A 17,133-nucleotide genomic window follows, 5' to 3' on the forward strand; every position below is an offset into this window, starting at 1 on the left:
TTTGTTTAAAAGTTCATATGTTTGAACATGTTGCAAGTTAGAAAAAATGTTGCTTCCGGAATAGTTTTTTTCTTTTTTTCATTGCCGGGATGTAATGTGTTGTGTATAGGTTTTTTATGAAAAAAACGCATCCGAATGTTTTTCTATAAACATTCGGATGCGTTTTGATGATATCTGGAAAAACGATCAGGATTCGCAGCTACTGCAATTCACCAGGTTGTTTACCATTTCTTTGGAAACACTCTGGCTTCTCTGGTAATACAGTGTTTTCACTCCCAGTTTCCACGCTTCGATAAGGAGTTTGTTAACTTCCTTGATAGGCACGGCAGAAGGGATATTTATGTTCAGGCTCTGGGACTGGTCTACATATTTTTGCCGGATAGATGCCTGTTGGATGATCTCCAGCTGGCTGATTTCCTTAAATGTCTTAAAGACTGCTTTTTCCCTTTCGTCCAGGCCTTCCAATTTCTGAACGCTTCCGCTGTCGAGCATAATGTTCCTCCAGGTATCCTCGTTGTCGAGACCTTTTTCCTGCAACAGTTTTTTCAGGTACTTGTTTTTACGGATAAAATTTCCTTTGGAAAGACCCGCTTTATAATAGTTACTGCTAAAAGGCTCTATTCCGGGTGAAATCTGCCCGAGAATGGCGGAAGAAGAGGTTGTAGGCGCAATGGCCAGGGTTGTGGTATTCCTTCGTCCGTATCCTTTCAGTACTTCGGGTTCGCCGTATATCCTCGCCAATTCTTCGGTGGCCTTGTCCGCTTTGTCCCTGATATGTTTAAAGATCTCGGTGGTCTTCATTTTAGCTTCCATGCCTTCAAACGGGATCATACTTTTTTGCAGGTAGGAATGCCAGCCGAGTACTCCGAGCCCAAGGGCCCTGTGACGTTTTGCAAAACGGTTTGCCGAAGCCAGGTAATAATTTCCTTCCGTCTTTACTATGAATTCCTGAAGGACGGCATCGAGGAAGAATATAGCCAGTTTTACCGCTTCGGTATTTTTCCACTCGTCATATAGTTCCAGGTTCATGGAAGACAGGCAGCAGATAAAGGATTCGTCCTGGGAGGAAGGCAGCATGATCTCCGAGCAGAGGTTGCTGGCGTTGATCCGCATATCGTGGTCTTTGTATACCTGTGGCTTGTTACGGTTTACGTTATCGCTGAAAAAGATATACGGCAAACCTTTTTGCTGTCTGCTTTCCAGTACTTTGGCCCAGGTTTTTCTCTTGTCCATGTCCCCGTCTATCATTTCCTGCATCCAGTAATCGGGCACACAAACGCCGAAGAACAGATTCTGGATGGGGTTTCCTATATCTTTGATCTTCAGGAATTCTTCTACATCCGGATGATCTATATCCAGGTAAGTGGCAAAGGCACCGCGGCGTACACCTCCCTGGGAGATGGTATCCATTGCGGTATCGAACAGCTTCATAAAGCTAACGGCACCACTGCTTTTTCCGTTGTCGGTAACCGCACTTCCCCGGGCACGGAGCGAACCGAAATAACCGGAAGTACCTCCCCCGATCTTGGTTTGCATGATAACCTCGCCGAGTTTATGGGTTATTCCTTCTATATGGTCGGGTATATGTACGTTAAAACATGAAATGGGCAATCCTCTTTCCGTACCCATGTTGGCCCATATGGGAGAGCTGAGGCTCATCCAGCCACGTTCTATCATTTCCTGGAAAGATTCCTTTAATTCCGGTTTGTACAGTCTTTTGGCCGCGGCAGTGGTGATCCGGTCAATAGCGCCTTCAACCGTTTCTCCTTTCAGTAAATATCCCCGGTTGAGTATTTGTTCACTTTCTTCGTTTTTCCACCAAAGCTTTTCTCTCAGCGTAATATCGTTCTCGCTGGTCAGCGGTAATTCTTTTGTGATCATGCGTACATTCGTTTAGTGTTTAAAATAAATCGTCTGCAGTAATGCTTTTGTCGTGTTTGGTATAATCTACCGGTCTCTTGGCAAAGAAGTCGTCCAGGCTGTTCGCAAAAACTTCTTCTTCGAACCAGCGCATGGGAGCATATTCTGCAGCCGTGATATTGTATATCCTGCCCAACCCTATCTTTTCCATACTGTCGTCGATACGGAATTTCATAAAGTTGATCAGGTCTTCTTTACGGATGGTTTCCAACTCGCCGTCCTCAAAGATCCAGTCGAGTATTTTTCCTTCGACATCCAGGGAGTGTTTTACGGTAGCCCTGATATGCGAAACGGTTTCCTCATCAAAGAAATCCGGGTATTCTTCCCGGATCTTGTTTACGATATAGATCCCTGCATTAGCATGTATCTGCTCGTCAACAGATGTCCAGGCAATAATATTGCTGACGTTTTTCATCAGTCCCTTAAAACGGGGAAAGGAGAGGATTATGGCAAACTGACTGAAGAGCGATACGTTTTCTATAAGGATAGAAAACAGGATCAGTGATACTACATATTGTTTATCGTCCTGCGAATTGGCATTTTTAAGCGCCCCGGAAAGATATCCCACACGGTCGCGGATCACCGGGACTTCCAGCAGGTTCCGGAATTCGTTGTTATATCCCAGTACTTCCAGCAAGCGGGAATAGGCTTCGGAGTGCCGGAATTCGCATTCGGCAAAGGTACTTCCCAGTCCGTTGAACTCGGGTTTCGGGAAGTGCAGGTAGATATTTCCCCAAAACGTTTTTACGGCAACTTCTATCTGGGCAATGGCCAGTAAACTGTTTTTTATTGCGGTTCTTTCCGCCTGGTTCAGGTACGAATGAAAGTCCTGCGTGTCCGCAGTAAAATCTACTTCACTATGTACCCAGAAAGACTTGTTAATAGCCTCGGTAAATTTTAACACATCGGGGTATTCAAACGGTTTATAGTTCACTCTTCTGTCAAAAATTCCCATAATACTCGTGTTTAGTATTTCTTAGATTTAAGTAATAAGTTTGAAATCAGATTCCTGGAAAAACAAAGGAGAATTCCTTTATCTTTTTCTATGAGAGAACTAAATTAAGTCAAGATCAGGCTGGTTTTTCTTAAAGTACGAAAAAGATTTGAAAAGGTTATTAACACTTAGTTAATGTTCTGTTATTTAAGTTTTTATACCTTTATCTGTTTTACCCTTTTCTTTATTTAAATCGCGGAATAACAGCCGTATATCCCATGTTTTCAACAGACAATCCGAGGGCACTTATTCCCTTTTTTTATTAAATGCAATAATGTTGCATTTAATAAAAAACGTTTATCTTTGCTATAAATACCGAGGTGAATGAACGGTAATCCCATTTCCAGTAAAAAATTAATTTATGAAAAACAGGAATCAGTTTGAAGTTATTGTTATCGGGGGAAGTTACGCCGGTCTGTCGGCAGCGATGGCCCTGGGGAGATCACTGCGCAAAACCCTTATTATAGACAGCGGTAAACCGTGTAACAGGCAGACACCTTATTCACATAATTTTATAACCCTGGACGGAACGCCTCCTGCGGTTATTGCGGAAAAGGCCAAAGAACAGGTTCTGCAATACGATACGGTTACTTATGAGAAGGGGCTGGTAACACAGGTAGAAAAGGAGGGCACCGGATTTACAGTGAAACTGGACAACGGGGAGTTCCGCACTGCCCAAAAAGTACTTTTTAGCACTGGTATCCGCGATATTATGCCTCCCATTCCGGGGTTTAAGGAGTGCTGGGGCATTACTGTGATCCATTGCCCTTATTGTCACGGTTATGAAGTACGGAATGCCAGAACAGGAATACTGGCTCATGGAGAAAAGGCTTTTGATTTTAGTAAAATGATCCGGCACTGGACGGATGACCTTACCCTGTTTACCAATGGTGAGGCCGGGTTGACACAGGAACAAAGAGAACTGTTGAAAAAACTGGATGTCGAGGTCGTGGAAAAGAAAATCTCCGGGTTGACACATGACAACGGTACGTTAAAACATATTGATTTTACAGACGGATCTGATTTTGCGTTGGATGCCTTATATCACCATGCGGATTACGAACAGCATTGCAAAGCCCCGGAACAGTTGGGATGCCAATTAACCGAACAGGGTCACATCGAAGTGGATTTCTTCGGAAAGACTACGATAGACGGTGTTTTTGCTGCAGGAGATAACACCACTCCCATGCGGGCGGTTTCCGTGGCTGTGGCAGCCGGGACAAAGGCAGGCGCCTTTATAAATAAGGAACTTATAGACGAGGCATATAAATAAACTATTCCTGGACTACAAGTCCGGAGGCTAGGAAGCGGCAATCCTGCCCGTCCGGCGGGGAAATTGCCATAGTTATTAGGTTACTGGGTTATTTAGTCAATACGCAATAACTGAGTCACTCAGTAACCTAATAACCACAGGATACCGCCAAAATTTTATAGAAACTAAAGTCTCTGCAATAAATTGCAGGCCTGCCGAAGGCAGGCAGGGTTTTAAACCTAAAACAGAGACCAATAAACAGGCCAGAAATATGCTCCCGACGCTGCCTTACTTTCCGGATACCGCTACTAGGGCGATGGGGCCATGTTTTCGGAAAGTATAAATGCAAGTCTTTTTACGGATTGTACCGGTTCTGCCTTTTTTCTCAGGGGATTACCAATATACAACTCGTAGACAGGCTTTCCTTTTTCAGGGAAAAAGACCCTTTCTACGGAGAATATTTCCCGGGGAATATTGGCTCCGAACCACAGTGAGTCCGCTTTCTGTTTCCAGGTGACTTCGAAAAGAATACTGCCTTTCGGGTATTGTTTATCCCTGTTTGCCCCGGCGTAAACATATGCGGTTTGGTTACCGTATAAAGTAGACATGGTACCTTTAGCCGGGTTGATGGATGAGGTAATGGCTTTTTCCGCCAGCGGATTTTCGGGTAGCCGGTCTTCTGTGCTTACAGAGGCGTGGGGATTGATATTGGAAGGTGGGGAGCTGCACCCGGTCAGCCAGGTTATGCTTAGCAGGAATATCAATTTTAATGTTTTCATCATTCTAAAATTTATTCGGGTTTTGTGAAGATTGCCGGGTTTAGCGGGGTGGTAAATACGTAGTCGTTGTTTTTTACCGGTCTGTGGCAGGTAATGCATTCCTCTGCGAGATTTTTGTCCTCACCATAAGGAACCAGGTTATCGCCACGCCATCTTGCCCAGCCCCAGCCTTTCGTATCCTTGTATTTCCGGGAGTCTTTAATCATAAACTCCACCTGGATGAAGTCCCCGGTGTGCACAACACCGTCTTTTACCGGTTGTTGTTTCCAGGCGGTTTTGGCAAAAATGCTCCCGTCGGGCCAGGGGTTGGTATGCCCGGAACGAATGGCTTCTACAGCTATGTCATTAGCGTAAATGATGCGCATACTGCCGTTATCAAAACGATCGGTTGTACTGATTACTTTCCAGTCCCTGTACCCCGGAACATAGTTTATACCATTCGGTGACGGGGCTATACCCGTATCTTTTTTCCCCGGATGAAGCATTTCCGAGGGTTTGTTTTCCATTGTTTTAGTTTCCCTTTCGGCATATTTTCTGGGGGTGAGTGAATTTATGTAGGTTTTTAACGTACGTATATCTTCAGTGGTCAATTCGGCGTCCCGATGTAGCAGCGTGTAGGAGGGAAGCGGCATTTCACCGGCAAGGACCTTGTTCAGTGCATAATATAACTTAGCGTTCTGTTGTGGGGTAGGCAGGCTGTCCCATTTCGAAAAGTCGAGGGCTTCCCGTCCTTCCCGTATATGAGAAGCCACCAGGTAATTAGCCGGGGTGATCCGGTCAAACCAGCTGAGGTCCGGTTGAGAGGAGTGGCAGTCAAAGCAGGAATTCCGTAAAATGTTTTCTACGTGGTCCGGTACATTGGTCAGTAGTTTAGAGCGGGAGTGACTTTTCTCCCCGGAAATATTTTCCGGATCAGGCCCGAAAAACTGGGCGACCGTAAAGCATGCCAGTAAAATGAGAAGTATAAAACCGATTTTTTTCATTGCTCGTTACGTTTATTTTTCGGACAAAATTATATTGAGAAAGCTGTGGAGCAGCGTATAAAATGATGAGAGGGGAATTATTGCTCCCGAAGGCGAATATTGGAGCCTTAAAAAAATGGTGTTCTTTACCGGACCCCGGCGGAGCCATCCAAAAATAAAAGACTGCCCTTTCGGAGCAGCCTTTTATGATCTCCCCGAGCGGGGAGGGGAATGATAAATCTATTGCAATGAAGCTTTGATTACGGCAGCAGCCTGGAGTATTGCAGTCTGTACCGCCGGAACATCTGCAATAGGGTTGAGCAGGCCATAGTCGTGTATAAGGCCGTTATATCTCGTTAAGGTTACGGGAACACCGGCTTCATTGAGTTTCCTGGCATAAGCCTCGCCTTCGTCTCTCAGTACATCGTTCTCGGCAGTTTGTACCAGTGCAGGAGGTAATCCTTTCAGTTCATTGAGACCGGCCTTCAAAGGAGATGCGTAGATCTCTTTGCGTTTTTTGGTGTCGGGCAGGTAATTGTCCCAGAACCATTTCATCATATTTTTTGTAAGGAACCTTCCTTCGGCATAGAGGTTGTAGGACGCGGTTTCAAAATTGGCATCGGTCACCGGCCACAGGAGTACCTGCAACTTGATTTTCGGTCCGTTATTATTTTTAGCCATCAGGGCAGTAACGGCAGCCATATTTCCACCAACGCTGTTCCCCGCTACGGCCAGGTTTTCACCATCCACGCCTATTTCTTTACCGTTTTCGGCTACCCATTGGGTTGCAGCGTAAATCTCGTTAATAGCTGTGGGGTATTGTGCTTCCGGAGAAGGTGTATAGTCAGGGAAGACTGCGACGGCACCGCTGTTTACCACCAGGTCGCGAACTAACCGGCGGTGTGTGGGATAATCTCCCAGCACCCATCCGCCACCGTGGATAAAAATAAACACCGGTGCATCTTTTTTAACTCCTTTGGGTTTGGTAATGTGAATATTTACTTTATTCCCGTTTTGCGAGATTACACGCTCGGATTCTTCTATACCGGAATAATCTACGGATACGGATTTTTGTGCACCGACCAGTACCTGACGTGCATCTTCCGGACTAAGGGTCTCCAGGGGCTTTCCGTCTCCCGAGTTTAATGCGTCCAGAAAGGAGCGTACTTCAGTGAAAATCTCGGGGTCTTTTTGTCCTTCATAAGGACGTTTTTCCTGTGCCATGGCTGCTGTTGTTAAGGTTAAAGTAAGTAAGATAAGGCTTTGTTTGATTTTAATGAACGTTTTCATGATTTTTGTTTTTAGTGATTAAGAAATTAGTTGCGCTTGTAATTCAATCTCAAAATTAAAGGCCTGACCTACGGGGCAGGTTTCTTCGGCTTTTCTGGCGATGTCCTGAAAAGTATCGTTGCCAATACCCGGAACTTTGGCCTGAAGTTGAAGTAAGGATTTTGTAATTTTTCCGTTGTCGAGGGTTACGGTAGAAGAAGTGCTCAGTTCTTCCACTTCATATCCTGCTTCAGTGAGATCCAGGCTCAGTTTCATGGTGAAACATCCGGCATGGGCGGCGGCGAGAAGTTCTTCGGGATTGGTACCTTTACCTTCGGCAAAACGGCTGTTAAATGAATACCGGGTTTTGTCCAGGACAGTACTACCGGTGGTTAGATGTCCTTTTCCTTCTTTGATGCTACCGTTCCATACGGCTTGTGCTTTACGTTTCATAGTTTATTTCATTAATAGTTAAACATTCTTTTAATTTGATGAAACAAAGGTATGTTCGCAGAGTGCTTCAAAAAATACACAAACGGCTATTATTAGTGTACTTTTTTCCCTTGTGTGGTATTTATTTAGGGAAAAGAAGAAGTTTTAACCGTTTTCCATAGCTGTGGAGGGATGTATCGGGAAGAATTTAATCTTTTCAGCAGCGTGGAGTTTTGGGTAAATTTGTATAATTTTCGTTTCTGCAGGTAATCCGGATACGTTTACCTGAATAATAAATACCGGTGTTTGAATGAAAAAATCGCGTTTATATGTTTTCATTTTTTTGGGAATAAGTGTTGTCGTCCTGCTGGCGGGCTTTGTTTCGCTGCAATATTTTTATCGATCGGCGGAGAGAAGCCTGTGGGACACCCAGCTGCAATCCGGGCAAAGGGAAACCAGGGAAATAGCTGTGCTCCTGGAACAGCAATTGCGGGCGGGATTACAGGAAGAACAGGTAATACGTAATCTGCAACAAAGTATTCTGAATACCGATATCAGGAGTGAGTTTATCTGTATGTACAATACGCAAGGCATAGAATTGTGCCACCCTGATCCTGCTTTGGTGGGACAAAAGATAGGCGAAAACAATTCCCGTTTCTATCTGTCTGAAAGTGAAAAGGAAATTGCCTTCAGTGAAGTATTGCGATCGGGAGAACAGTATGAGGGCATACGATCGTTTTCTGACCCTGCTCGCTCTTCGGAGATCGTCAGTGTTTATCCGGTAGGCGGAACGGACTGGATGGTGGCATTTCACGCGAATATTTCTGTTTTGCAAACCCAGTTGTCCGGTTTGTATAACCGGTTCATGCTGGGAGCTCTCCTGGGGGCACTTGCTGTTATTTTGTGTTGTTTCGGGATAGTGCGGTGGATATACAAAAAATATGAGAAAGCCACGGAGACGGAAAAAAAAGAACTTACCGAAAAGGTGAACCAACTGACCGCCTTCAATGAAAGTCTCAGGGCTTCGAGAGAAAAATCAAAAGAACAATCCGTTACTGCATTGATAGAAGAAGAAACGGCATCCCGTAAGCGGATAGTGACGTATCATAAGAACGAAATGGTGGCCATACAGGTAGAAGAGATCGCTTTCTTTAACCTGGTAAACGGTACGACTTATATACATACTTTTTCCGGACAGAAGTTTCAGAGCAATAACAGTCTGGACGAATTGATAAAGCAGGTGGGACCGGATAGTTTTTATCGTGCTAACAGGCAGTTTCTTATTAATGTACAGGCGATAAAAAACATATGGATGTATGGGAAAAACCAATTACGGATTACTGTAGAGCCAGATACCGGCGATACCGTGGTAATAAGTAAAAATAAGGTGGCAGAGTTCAAACAATGGCTGGACAGGTAGGAAGAATTGGTTGCAGGTTACAAGTTAAAGGTTCCGGTTATAATTTCTGTTATTACAGGCGTAGATATAACTTGCAACTTGTAACCTGCAATCCAATATCATACAAGTTTGGCTTCGAGTTCGATGTCAAAACTAAAGGCCTGGCTAACAGGGCAGGTTTCTTCGGCTTTTTTGGCGATGTCCTGAAAGGTATCGTTGTCAATCCCGGGAACTTTAGCCTGGAGTTGAAGTAAGGATTTTGTGATTTTTCCGTTGTCGAGGGTTACGGTAGAGGAAGTGCCCAGTTCCTCCACTTCATATCCTGCTTCGGTGAGATCCAGGCTCAGTTTCATGGTGAAACATCCGGCATGGGCAGCGGCGAGAAGCTCTTCGGGATTGGTGCCTTTACCTTCGGCAAAACGGCTGTTAAATGAATATTGAGTTTTGTCCAGGACGGTACTACCGGTGGTAAGATGTCCTTTTCCTTCTTTAATACTGCCGTTCCATACGGCTTGTGCTTTACGTTTCATAGTTTACTATTTAAGGATTAAACAATTTTTATTTTTGATAAAACAAAGGTAAGCCCGTCTTAAGCTACCGGAAATACACAAAAGCCTATTTTGATTGTACTTTTTCCCCTTCTGAATATTTTTTCCTGAAAACAGCCGGACTGCTTCCTACTTTGTTAGCGAATAAACGGTTAAAATAGGGCGGGTCTTCGTACCCCAGGTCATAGGCAATCTGCTTTACACTCAGTCCCGTATAATTCAATAATCTTTTGGCTTCGAGGATGATCCTGTCTTTTATCACCTCATTAGGCTGGGGCAGGTCATGACGTTTAAACTTATGGGATAGGGTTTTGGCTGCTACACCGAGCATATCCGCATAATCGGCGACACTGTGTTTTTTCCGGAAATGAATTTCCACCAGGCGGCTGAAGTCCCTGAAAAACTCGATTTCCTGGTTTGGCTCGCTGTTTAGTTTTCCCAGTTGCTGCTCTTTCCAGAGCCGTGTGGCACGTATAATGATTTGTTTCAGATAAATCCGAAGCATTTCTTCCTGTGTGGAAGCCTGTAGTTCGAATTCTTCAAGGATCTGTTCGTACAGACTGAGAATAATTGTATTTTCCTTAGGAGACAATTCGGTGACAGGAACCTGGTATATGTTGTTAAACAACAAACCGTCACAGGCTACTTCGGCATCGTGGATCTGTACACAATAGAAGTCACGATTGTAATACATGAAGTAACCTTGCTCTTCTCCGGCTTTGTCCAGGCGCATGAACTGGTTACTGTTTATAAAGAAAAGCGAAGGTTTGCGTATGTTATAATGCGTAAAATCTACGGTTAGTTCGTAGCCCACAGGGAGATATAACACTTTGATGTAGTCCGTATAGAACGAATCGTTTATTTCATCCAGGGTAAGCTCCGATACGGGTAAAAAGCCTATTTTCTTATAGTTACTCGTGTATTCCCGGTTTATTGCCATTTTCTTTTAAAAAAACTTTTTTATGTTGAATATGTAGTATGAGTAAAGTTAAACAAATTATGACAATACGGGAAGTCGCCAAAAGCTGTTTAGGAAGGAATTAACGTTATTCGGTTATACCGTTTTTTTGTGGCAGAAAGTTAATCCTTCTCGTGCAATCCTTTTCTGTAAGCTTCAAGGGCGCGTTTTCGGGCAAAGCTGTGTTCCACTATCGGATAATTGGACAGGTCGGAATCATAGTCCGGGTACCATTTGCGAATGTATTTGAGGTCCTTATCAAATTTTTTGGTCTGGGCCTCCGGACTGAATACCCGGAAATACGGGGCCGCATCACAGCCACATCCGGCCGCCCATTGCCAGTTACCATTGTTGGCTGCCAGGTCATAATCCAGTAACTTTTGTGCAAAGTAAGCTTCTCCCCAACGCCAATCGATAAGAAGGTGTTTAGTGAGAAAGCTGGATGTGATCATCCGCACACGGTTGTGCATGCACCCGGTTTGATTGAGTTGGCGCATGCCTGCATCTACGATAGGATATCCTGTTTTACCTTCGCACCAGCGTTGGAATTCTTCTTCGTTATTGCGCCACTTTATCTGCTCGTATTTTTCCTTGAAGCAGCGGTTTTCCACTTCCGGAAAATGGTATAGTATCTGCATGAAAAATTCCCGCCAGATCAGTTCGTCAAGCCAGGTTTTATTGTGTTGAAGGGCAAAACGCACGCATTGTCTTATGGAAATGGTGCCGAACCGGAGATCCTTACCCAGGTTTGTCGTATGCTCCATGGCAGGATAATCCCGGTATTTATCATAGGTGTCTATGACAGAGGGATTCAGTTCCGGTACGGAAAAGGTGATATCCGTTTTTTCGTAACCGATTTCTTTCAGCGTGTGGAATTTGTTATTCTTTCCGGGAAGGAAATTGTCTTTTTTTATATCGAAATCTTCATAATCCGTTTCCTTCAGTAAATTTTTCCAGGTCTTCGAATAGGGGGTATACACCGTATACGGATCACCGTCTTTTTTAACAACTTCGTTTTTTTCGAATATGACCTGGTCTTTATAGTCCTGGAACGCTATATTTTTTTGCTTCAGTAGTTCGTGTATATTTTTATCGCGCTTTAATGCTTCGGGTTCGTAATCCCTGTTACAAAAAACACGTTCTATGTCATACTGTTCCGATAGCTTTTCAAATGCTTCTTGCGGAGTGCCGAAAAAGGTGAGGAGGGAAGAGCCGTTTTTCTGTAATTCCGAATTGATGTGTTCAAGCACCTGATGAATATAATGCACCCTGCGATCTTTTTTGTCGATAAATTGTTTCAGTATATCCGTATCGAAAATAAACACCGGTAAAACGTTCCTGTCCGATTGAAGAGCATGGTACAAACCGGAGTTATCATGGAGCCTGAGATCTCTGCGAAACCAGAATACGTTTATTTTATTCATTGTTTTCAATATTTTTCGAGAATTTGCGAAAAAAGAAGATATTCCACAGAACAAGCTCATAACCGTAAACGGCGTCCTCCACAGGAATGGTGAGTATCCGGATCTTCATGAAATCTTCGGGATTATAATTTACAACAGCTTCTTCCGGTCCCGTACCTGTGAGAATTCCGTTAACTACCAGGAATGGCAGAAGTAAAGCGGCATATACTGCCGTAATTTTGGTTATGGAATCATATTTAACTACAAATTTCAAAAAGACCAGGGAGAGTCCTGTGGTGAAGAAGGTCACAAAAGTATATAGTTTATCATAGTGTATTACCGCAATTCCAAAGCATAAAAAGATGGCCATGTAAATCCCATAAGGTACTTTTGACCGATCTTTCCCGAGGTTCAGAAACAGATCCAGGCAGTAGTATGTAAATACACAGGAAAAAGGAATGCAAATAAAAAAAAGCCATTCTTCTACGGGTAGATTTAATAACCGGAACCCTGTAAGATACCGCTCGTTAAACCACCAAACGCCGTTTGCGGCAAACCATATGTCCCAGAGAATAAAAGGAACAGCTACTAAAAGGCTGGCTTTAAGAAAGGGAATAAAATATTTGTCGAACCTTACTTTTCTGTGAAATGCATATATAAAGCAAATAATAATCGTGAAAAAATTGACAGCCAGGTACAGGTAGTTTTCCATATTATCTTTTTTGTATATACATTTTGAAATACTTTACCGGTACCCAGAGAAAACCGAAGCATTCACCTTCTCCTTTGTCCGTATGTTTATGATGTTGTTTGTGGGCCCGCCGGATGCCCAGCAGATAAGGACTTTTGGTATTGCGGAAAATCCGTATACGCTGATGGATAAAAATGTCATGCACAAAAAAATAGGCAAAACCATACAGCGTTACTCCAAGTCCTATATAAAACCAGGGACTAAAGTCGTTTAAAGATCCGTAATATAGCATACCGATGGCCGGAATGGCAAAAATCAGGAAAAAATAATCGTTGCGTTCCATTTTCCCGCTATGACTCTTATCGTGATGGTCTTTATGCAAAACCCATAAAAACCCATGCATTATGTACTTATGGGTAAGCCAGGTAATACCTTCCATGGTAAAGAATGTAATAACTACAATAAGCAAGTTCATAGTACTTGTTTTTTTAGTCCGTTGCTGTTAAATCTCTCTTCCAGGACCCGGTATCTGTAATCAAAAATAGCTTCCAGTTTGCGCTTTATCATCATGCGGTGCAGCCATTGGCCTAATATACCCATTGGAAGTTTATAGTCTACCGTATCTTTTATCAGGACACCTTTTTCGTTAGGAATGAACTCGTGAAAATGATTCCACAGCGTATAAGGGCCTTTCTCCTGGAAGTCGGTAAAACTGCGACCTTCGCTGACCTGGGTGATAATCGTTTGCCAGTGCATCTGTATACCCAACAGGGGAGAGACTTTATAGTCGATGGTCATCCCTTCATAAATTTTATGTGTTTCGGGTTTTGAGACTATTTTAAATCCCATGGTATCCGGCGTTATTTCAGGGAGATTTTCCGGGTTGGAAAAAAAACGCCAGGCAGTTTCTATATCACAATACAATTGTTGTGATTTGTGTAATTGATATATCATCTCTTTAACATTTTTTCCTCTTCCGGGGTTAACATATCATTTTTATTCAGGAAATGAAAAATAATATCCTGTAATTCCGTATCAGTGATGTGAGAATAATTGTTAACAATAAATTTTTTGTCCTTTTCCAGATCGGATTTATAATTCAGGATACCGGGGATTTCCCGTTGTATGGACATCCGGATAAAACGTACTTCCACATCCTCCGGCGACTGCGCTGCGGCCCATTCCAGATTTTTCTTTCCTTCCGAAAAAATCTTCAGTTTTTTAAAAGGGTTGAACAGATGTTTCGCGCTGATAATCTGGAAAGCTCCCAGGTAAGCTGTTTGTTTGCTGCTTTTTGTTATATTTTCGAGAATATCCAGTGTTTGCATACATATTTCCTTATTAAACGGAGCCATAGTGTAACGCTTCCTTATATTTTCGGGAAATTCCTGTTGCTTCACGGCAAAAACGGTATTGGCCGTTGTAAAAAATATGAGCAACATTAGTTTCATATCATAGCCATTTTAAACTGAAGGTAGCTGCTCATCATCAATGATATTTTTTTACCGTTATGAATACGAATCCGTTCGGAAATGATCTTTTGTGCAGGTGTCTGCTGTATTTTGCGGAACAGGGAAGTATAATAGGTATAGGCCAGGTATATGCCGAATTTAGCCGAATGGGGTAACATTTTTATACCTTCCAGGGCTTCCCGGAATTCTTGTTCGATCTCCTTTTCGATCTCCAGTTTTACCCCGGTATCGAACTCCTTCATATTAACGTTCGGGAAATAAGTTCTACCGAGGATATTATAATCGTGTTTCAGGTCCCTGAGAAAGTTCACTTTTTGAAATGCCGATCCCAGTCTCATAGCATAGGGCTTCAGCTTTTGGTATTCTTCTTTATCACCTTTTACAAATACCCGCAGGCACATAAGCCCGATAACTTCTGCAGAGCCCAGGATGTATGTATCATAGAGATCGGAATCGTAATCGATTGGCCTGAGGTCCATTTCCATGCTACGAAGAAACGTATCTATAAGTTCCCATTCTATTCCGTACCGGTTTACGGTTTGCTGGAACGCATGAATAACGGGATTCAGGGATATTTGTTCTTTTATGGAATAGACCGTTTCTTCCCGCAGATGTTGCATGAGGTAGTTCTTGTCATAGCCGTGAAAACTATCCACAATTTCATCGGCCAGGCGGGCATATCCGTAAATTGCATATATGGCAGGGCGTATCTCATTGGAGAGTGCAAGTATCCCAAAAGAGAAACTTGTACTGTATTTTTTGGTGGTTTCCTGGCAGATCTTGAATGATAACTCGTCAAAAAGAATTTTCATACCAGTATGTTTTTAAGTTGATTTATTTCTTTGGCCACTATTTTACCGGAAATAATAGAAGGAGGAACTCCGGGCCCCGGAACCGTGAGTTGACCGGTATAATACAGGTTTTTTACTTTTTGGTTTTTTATAGATGGTTTCAATACCGCTGTCTGGTTTAGTGTATTGGCCAGGCCATAGGCATTGCCCTGGTAGGCATTGTAATCCCTGATAAAATCTTTTATGCAATAACTTTTTTTATAGTCGATGTATTCCACCAGGTTCGAAGTGCCGGTGTGTTTTTCCAGCCGGGAGATCATTTCCGTGAAATACGTTGCACGTAATTCTTCATGATCTTCTATACCCGTTGCCAGAGGCATGAGCAGAAACAGGTTTTCATGTCCTTCGGGGGCCACTTCATCATCTGTTTGTGACGGACAACAGGCATAGAAAAGTGGTTTGGAAGGCCATTTTTTGTCACGATAAATTTCATCGGCATGTACATCGAAGTCATTTTCAAAGAATAAGGTATGATGTTTCAGGTTTGGTATCCGGGTACGAAACCCCAGATAATAAATCAGGCAGGAGGGAGCAAATATCCTCTTTTGCCAGTAATCTTCGCTGTAATTACGATATGATTCATCCAGGAGTGTTTCAGTATGGTGATAGTCCGATCCAGCAATTACAGCATCGAATAAGAGGGTTTTCCCGTTGACGGTTATCGCATGGGCACGGTCATCAACGACATGTATTTTTTCTACGTCGGCATTCACGTGAAAATGTGCACCTTGTTGTCCGGCCACAGCAATCATGGCTTCGCAAACACGATAAAATCCCCCCATGGGATACCAGGTTCCCAGTTTATAACCACCGTAGTTCATAAGACTGTACATTGCAGGAATATCTTTGGGAGTAGCTCCTAGAAAAAGCACTGGAAATTCCATGAGCGTTATTAATTTCGGATTTTTGAAATACCGTCGCACGTGATTACGGAAATTAGTGAGCAGATCCAGTTTCAAAGTATTCCGGGCTATTTTCAACGAAAGGAATTCTGTCCATGACAGGCAGGGTTTGTTGATAAATTCCCGCATACCTATCTCATATTTTATTCTGGCTTCTTCCATAAACCGGTCTAGTTTAAGGGCAGCTCCATCTTCGAGATTTTCAAAAAGCCTGCGCATGTCATCGTATTTTTCCGGAATAGCGGTAATACCATCACGAAATACCATTTCAAACTGGGGATCCAGGGAAACCAGCTTATAAAAATGATCGGGGGCAGTATCAAAATCCTTAAAAAACTCTTCGAAGATATCGGGCATCCAGTACCAGCTGGGCCCCATATCAAACACGTAGCCGTTAGAAGTTTTAAACTGTCTGGCCCGCCCGCCCATGGTACTGTTCTTTTCAAATACATGTACCTCATGGCCTGCTGAAGCGGTATAAGCGGCGGCAGAAATACCGGAAAAACCTGAACCGATAATAGCGATTTTCATTGTCATAGGATCAATTTTTTCCGGGTAAATACTGTGCATTTACCTTTTCAAGTAAATCTCCCGGCGAGATATTTTCAGAATAAATAGGGCGATGAAACCTGTCCAGCTTATCGAGCAGTCGTATGAGTTCCATTTTTTCGTGAGAGGTAAGGTTTCCCGTAACTATTTGTGTTGCTTTACGTATTTTCTGCATTTGCTTTTCCAAGGTTTCGGAACCTTTTACAGTTAAGTGAATTATCTTACTTCGTTTATCTTCCGAAGAGGTTTTCTGTTCGATCCATTCATGTTCGAGTAGCCGGTGAATTATTTTGATTCCCGCCGATTTATCGTGAATATTCTTTTTAATCAATTGCATTTTTGTCATAGGTCCGAAAGCCTTCAGGTTTATCAGGTAGATAAATTCTTCCTGGGTGGAAAATTCGGAATCGTGTATAGCGGCTTTTGAATAAGTCTTTGCATAACGGTTGAGATGTACCAGTAGCGTATTAATTACACTGTCCGGGCCGCGGCCGTTTTCTTTACCTTCCCAGTAAGGTTCGTTATCCTGAAGTAATACGGATTGTTCCCGGTGGCAAATCCACTTTTTAAAGCCTTCTACTCCGGGGCCGTAGGCAGGATAGTCCGCGGATTTTTCGTAGTCCTCAACCAACGAAATAACATCTCGTACCAGTGTATAGTTCATCATTTCTATTAAGAATTTAGAGTAAAATTACTCTTTTTTATTTTAAATAATAGTATAAATATACTCTTTTTTTTGGAAGCATTATCGT

Annotated in this window: 18 protein-coding genes; 2 read left to right on the top strand and 16 right to left on the bottom strand. The window is 43.0% G+C overall.

Annotated elements, in window-relative coordinates:
* Positions 1-186: 186 nt before the first annotated feature.
* A complete protein-coding gene (locus ACVBDY_RS08255; RefSeq protein ID WP_447174995.1) occupies positions 187-1,881 on the bottom strand; it encodes a ribonucleoside-diphosphate reductase subunit alpha in 1,695 nt (564 codons plus the stop codon).
* 19 nt (positions 1,882-1,900) lie between these two features.
* Positions 1,901-2,875 (bottom strand): ribonucleotide-diphosphate reductase subunit beta, encoded by a 975-nt coding sequence (locus ACVBDY_RS08260; protein WP_447174996.1) that lies wholly within the window; start codon positions 2,873-2,875, stop codon positions 1,901-1,903.
* Positions 2,876-3,275: 400 nt separating this feature from the next.
* Here ACVBDY_RS08260 and ACVBDY_RS08265 point away from each other — a divergent pair, with 400 nt between their 5' ends.
* The gene (locus ACVBDY_RS08265; RefSeq protein ID WP_447174997.1) at positions 3,276-4,187 is read left to right on the top strand and encodes an NAD(P)/FAD-dependent oxidoreductase; all 912 of its coding nucleotides are present in this window, start codon (positions 3,276-3,278) and stop codon (positions 4,185-4,187) included.
* A gap of 287 nt (positions 4,188-4,474) precedes the next feature.
* Here ACVBDY_RS08265 and ACVBDY_RS08270 read toward each other — a convergent pair whose 3' ends face one another.
* From ACVBDY_RS08270 to ACVBDY_RS08285, 4 genes are all read right to left on the bottom strand, one after another.
* Positions 4,475-4,948, bottom strand: coding sequence for a hypothetical protein (locus ACVBDY_RS08270; protein ID WP_447174998.1), 474 nt, complete (start codon positions 4,946-4,948; stop codon positions 4,475-4,477).
* An 8-nt stretch (positions 4,949-4,956) separates the two neighbouring features.
* Entirely contained in the window at positions 4,957-5,928 is a 972-nt protein-coding gene (locus ACVBDY_RS08275) for a cytochrome P460 family protein (RefSeq protein ID WP_447174999.1), read from the bottom strand.
* Between the two features lie 219 nt (positions 5,929-6,147).
* Complete coding sequence (locus ACVBDY_RS08280) at positions 6,148-7,197, bottom strand: alpha/beta hydrolase (RefSeq protein ID WP_447175000.1); 1,050 nt, start codon at positions 7,195-7,197, stop codon at positions 6,148-6,150.
* 18 nt (positions 7,198-7,215) lie between these two features.
* Complete coding sequence (locus ACVBDY_RS08285) at positions 7,216-7,629, bottom strand: OsmC family peroxiredoxin (protein WP_447175001.1); 414 nt, start codon at positions 7,627-7,629, stop codon at positions 7,216-7,218.
* A gap of 289 nt (positions 7,630-7,918) precedes the next feature.
* On the opposite strand from ACVBDY_RS08285, the gene ACVBDY_RS08290 reads away from it, so the two are divergent.
* Positions 7,919-9,028 carry a LytR/AlgR family response regulator transcription factor gene (locus ACVBDY_RS08290; protein WP_447175002.1) on the top strand — a complete coding sequence of 370 codons (1,110 nt, stop codon included), beginning with the start codon at positions 7,919-7,921 and terminating at the stop codon, positions 9,026-9,028.
* A 98-nt stretch (positions 9,029-9,126) separates the two neighbouring features.
* On the opposite strand, the gene ACVBDY_RS08295 is transcribed toward ACVBDY_RS08290, so the two are convergent.
* The 10 genes from ACVBDY_RS08295 to ACVBDY_RS08340 all read right to left on the bottom strand — a co-directional run bounded on the left by ACVBDY_RS08295 (position 9,127) and on the right by ACVBDY_RS08340 (position 17,048).
* The gene (locus ACVBDY_RS08295) at positions 9,127-9,537 is read right to left on the bottom strand and encodes an OsmC family protein (protein WP_447175003.1); all 411 of its coding nucleotides are present in this window, start codon (positions 9,535-9,537) and stop codon (positions 9,127-9,129) included.
* 85 nt (positions 9,538-9,622) lie between these two features.
* On the bottom strand, positions 9,623-10,495 hold the full coding sequence (locus ACVBDY_RS08300; RefSeq protein WP_447175004.1) for a helix-turn-helix domain-containing protein: 873 nt from the start codon (positions 10,493-10,495) through the stop codon (positions 9,623-9,625).
* 140 nt (positions 10,496-10,635) lie between these two features.
* Positions 10,636-11,937: a cryptochrome/photolyase family protein gene (locus ACVBDY_RS08305; RefSeq protein ID WP_447175005.1), complete on the bottom strand. Its 1,302-nt coding sequence runs from the start codon at positions 11,935-11,937 to the stop codon at positions 10,636-10,638.
* Positions 11,930-12,628 (bottom strand): lycopene cyclase domain-containing protein, encoded by a 699-nt coding sequence (locus ACVBDY_RS08310; RefSeq protein ID WP_123215415.1) that lies wholly within the window; start codon positions 12,626-12,628, stop codon positions 11,930-11,932. The genes ACVBDY_RS08305 and ACVBDY_RS08310 overlap by 8 nt, the downstream gene beginning before the upstream one ends.
* Before the next feature lies 1 nt (position 12,629).
* Positions 12,630-13,082, bottom strand: coding sequence for a sterol desaturase family protein (locus tag ACVBDY_RS08315; RefSeq protein ID WP_123215414.1), 453 nt, complete (start codon positions 13,080-13,082; stop codon positions 12,630-12,632).
* Positions 13,079-13,561, bottom strand: coding sequence for an SRPBCC family protein (locus ACVBDY_RS08320; RefSeq protein WP_447175006.1), 483 nt, complete (start codon positions 13,559-13,561; stop codon positions 13,079-13,081). Before ACVBDY_RS08320 ends, ACVBDY_RS08315 begins: the two co-directional genes overlap by 4 nt.
* Positions 13,558-14,058, bottom strand: coding sequence for a hypothetical protein (locus ACVBDY_RS08325; RefSeq protein WP_447175007.1), 501 nt, complete (start codon positions 14,056-14,058; stop codon positions 13,558-13,560). Before ACVBDY_RS08325 ends, ACVBDY_RS08320 begins: the two co-directional genes overlap by 4 nt.
* Complete coding sequence (locus tag ACVBDY_RS08330) at positions 14,055-14,891, bottom strand: phytoene/squalene synthase family protein (protein ID WP_447175008.1); 837 nt, start codon at positions 14,889-14,891, stop codon at positions 14,055-14,057. The genes ACVBDY_RS08325 and ACVBDY_RS08330 overlap by 4 nt, the downstream gene beginning before the upstream one ends.
* Positions 14,888-16,369 carry a bifunctional phytoene desaturase/3,4-desaturase gene (gene crtID / locus ACVBDY_RS08335; protein ID WP_447175009.1) on the bottom strand — a complete coding sequence of 494 codons (1,482 nt, stop codon included), beginning with the start codon at positions 16,367-16,369 and terminating at the stop codon, positions 14,888-14,890. Before crtID ends, ACVBDY_RS08330 begins: the two co-directional genes overlap by 4 nt.
* Positions 16,370-16,373: 4 nt before the next feature.
* Positions 16,374-17,048 (bottom strand): MarR family winged helix-turn-helix transcriptional regulator, encoded by a 675-nt coding sequence (locus tag ACVBDY_RS08340; RefSeq protein WP_447175010.1) that lies wholly within the window; start codon positions 17,046-17,048, stop codon positions 16,374-16,376.
* Between the last annotated feature and the right edge of the window lie 85 nt (positions 17,049-17,133).

It is taken from the genome of Sinomicrobium halophytocola (assembly GCF_052983395.1).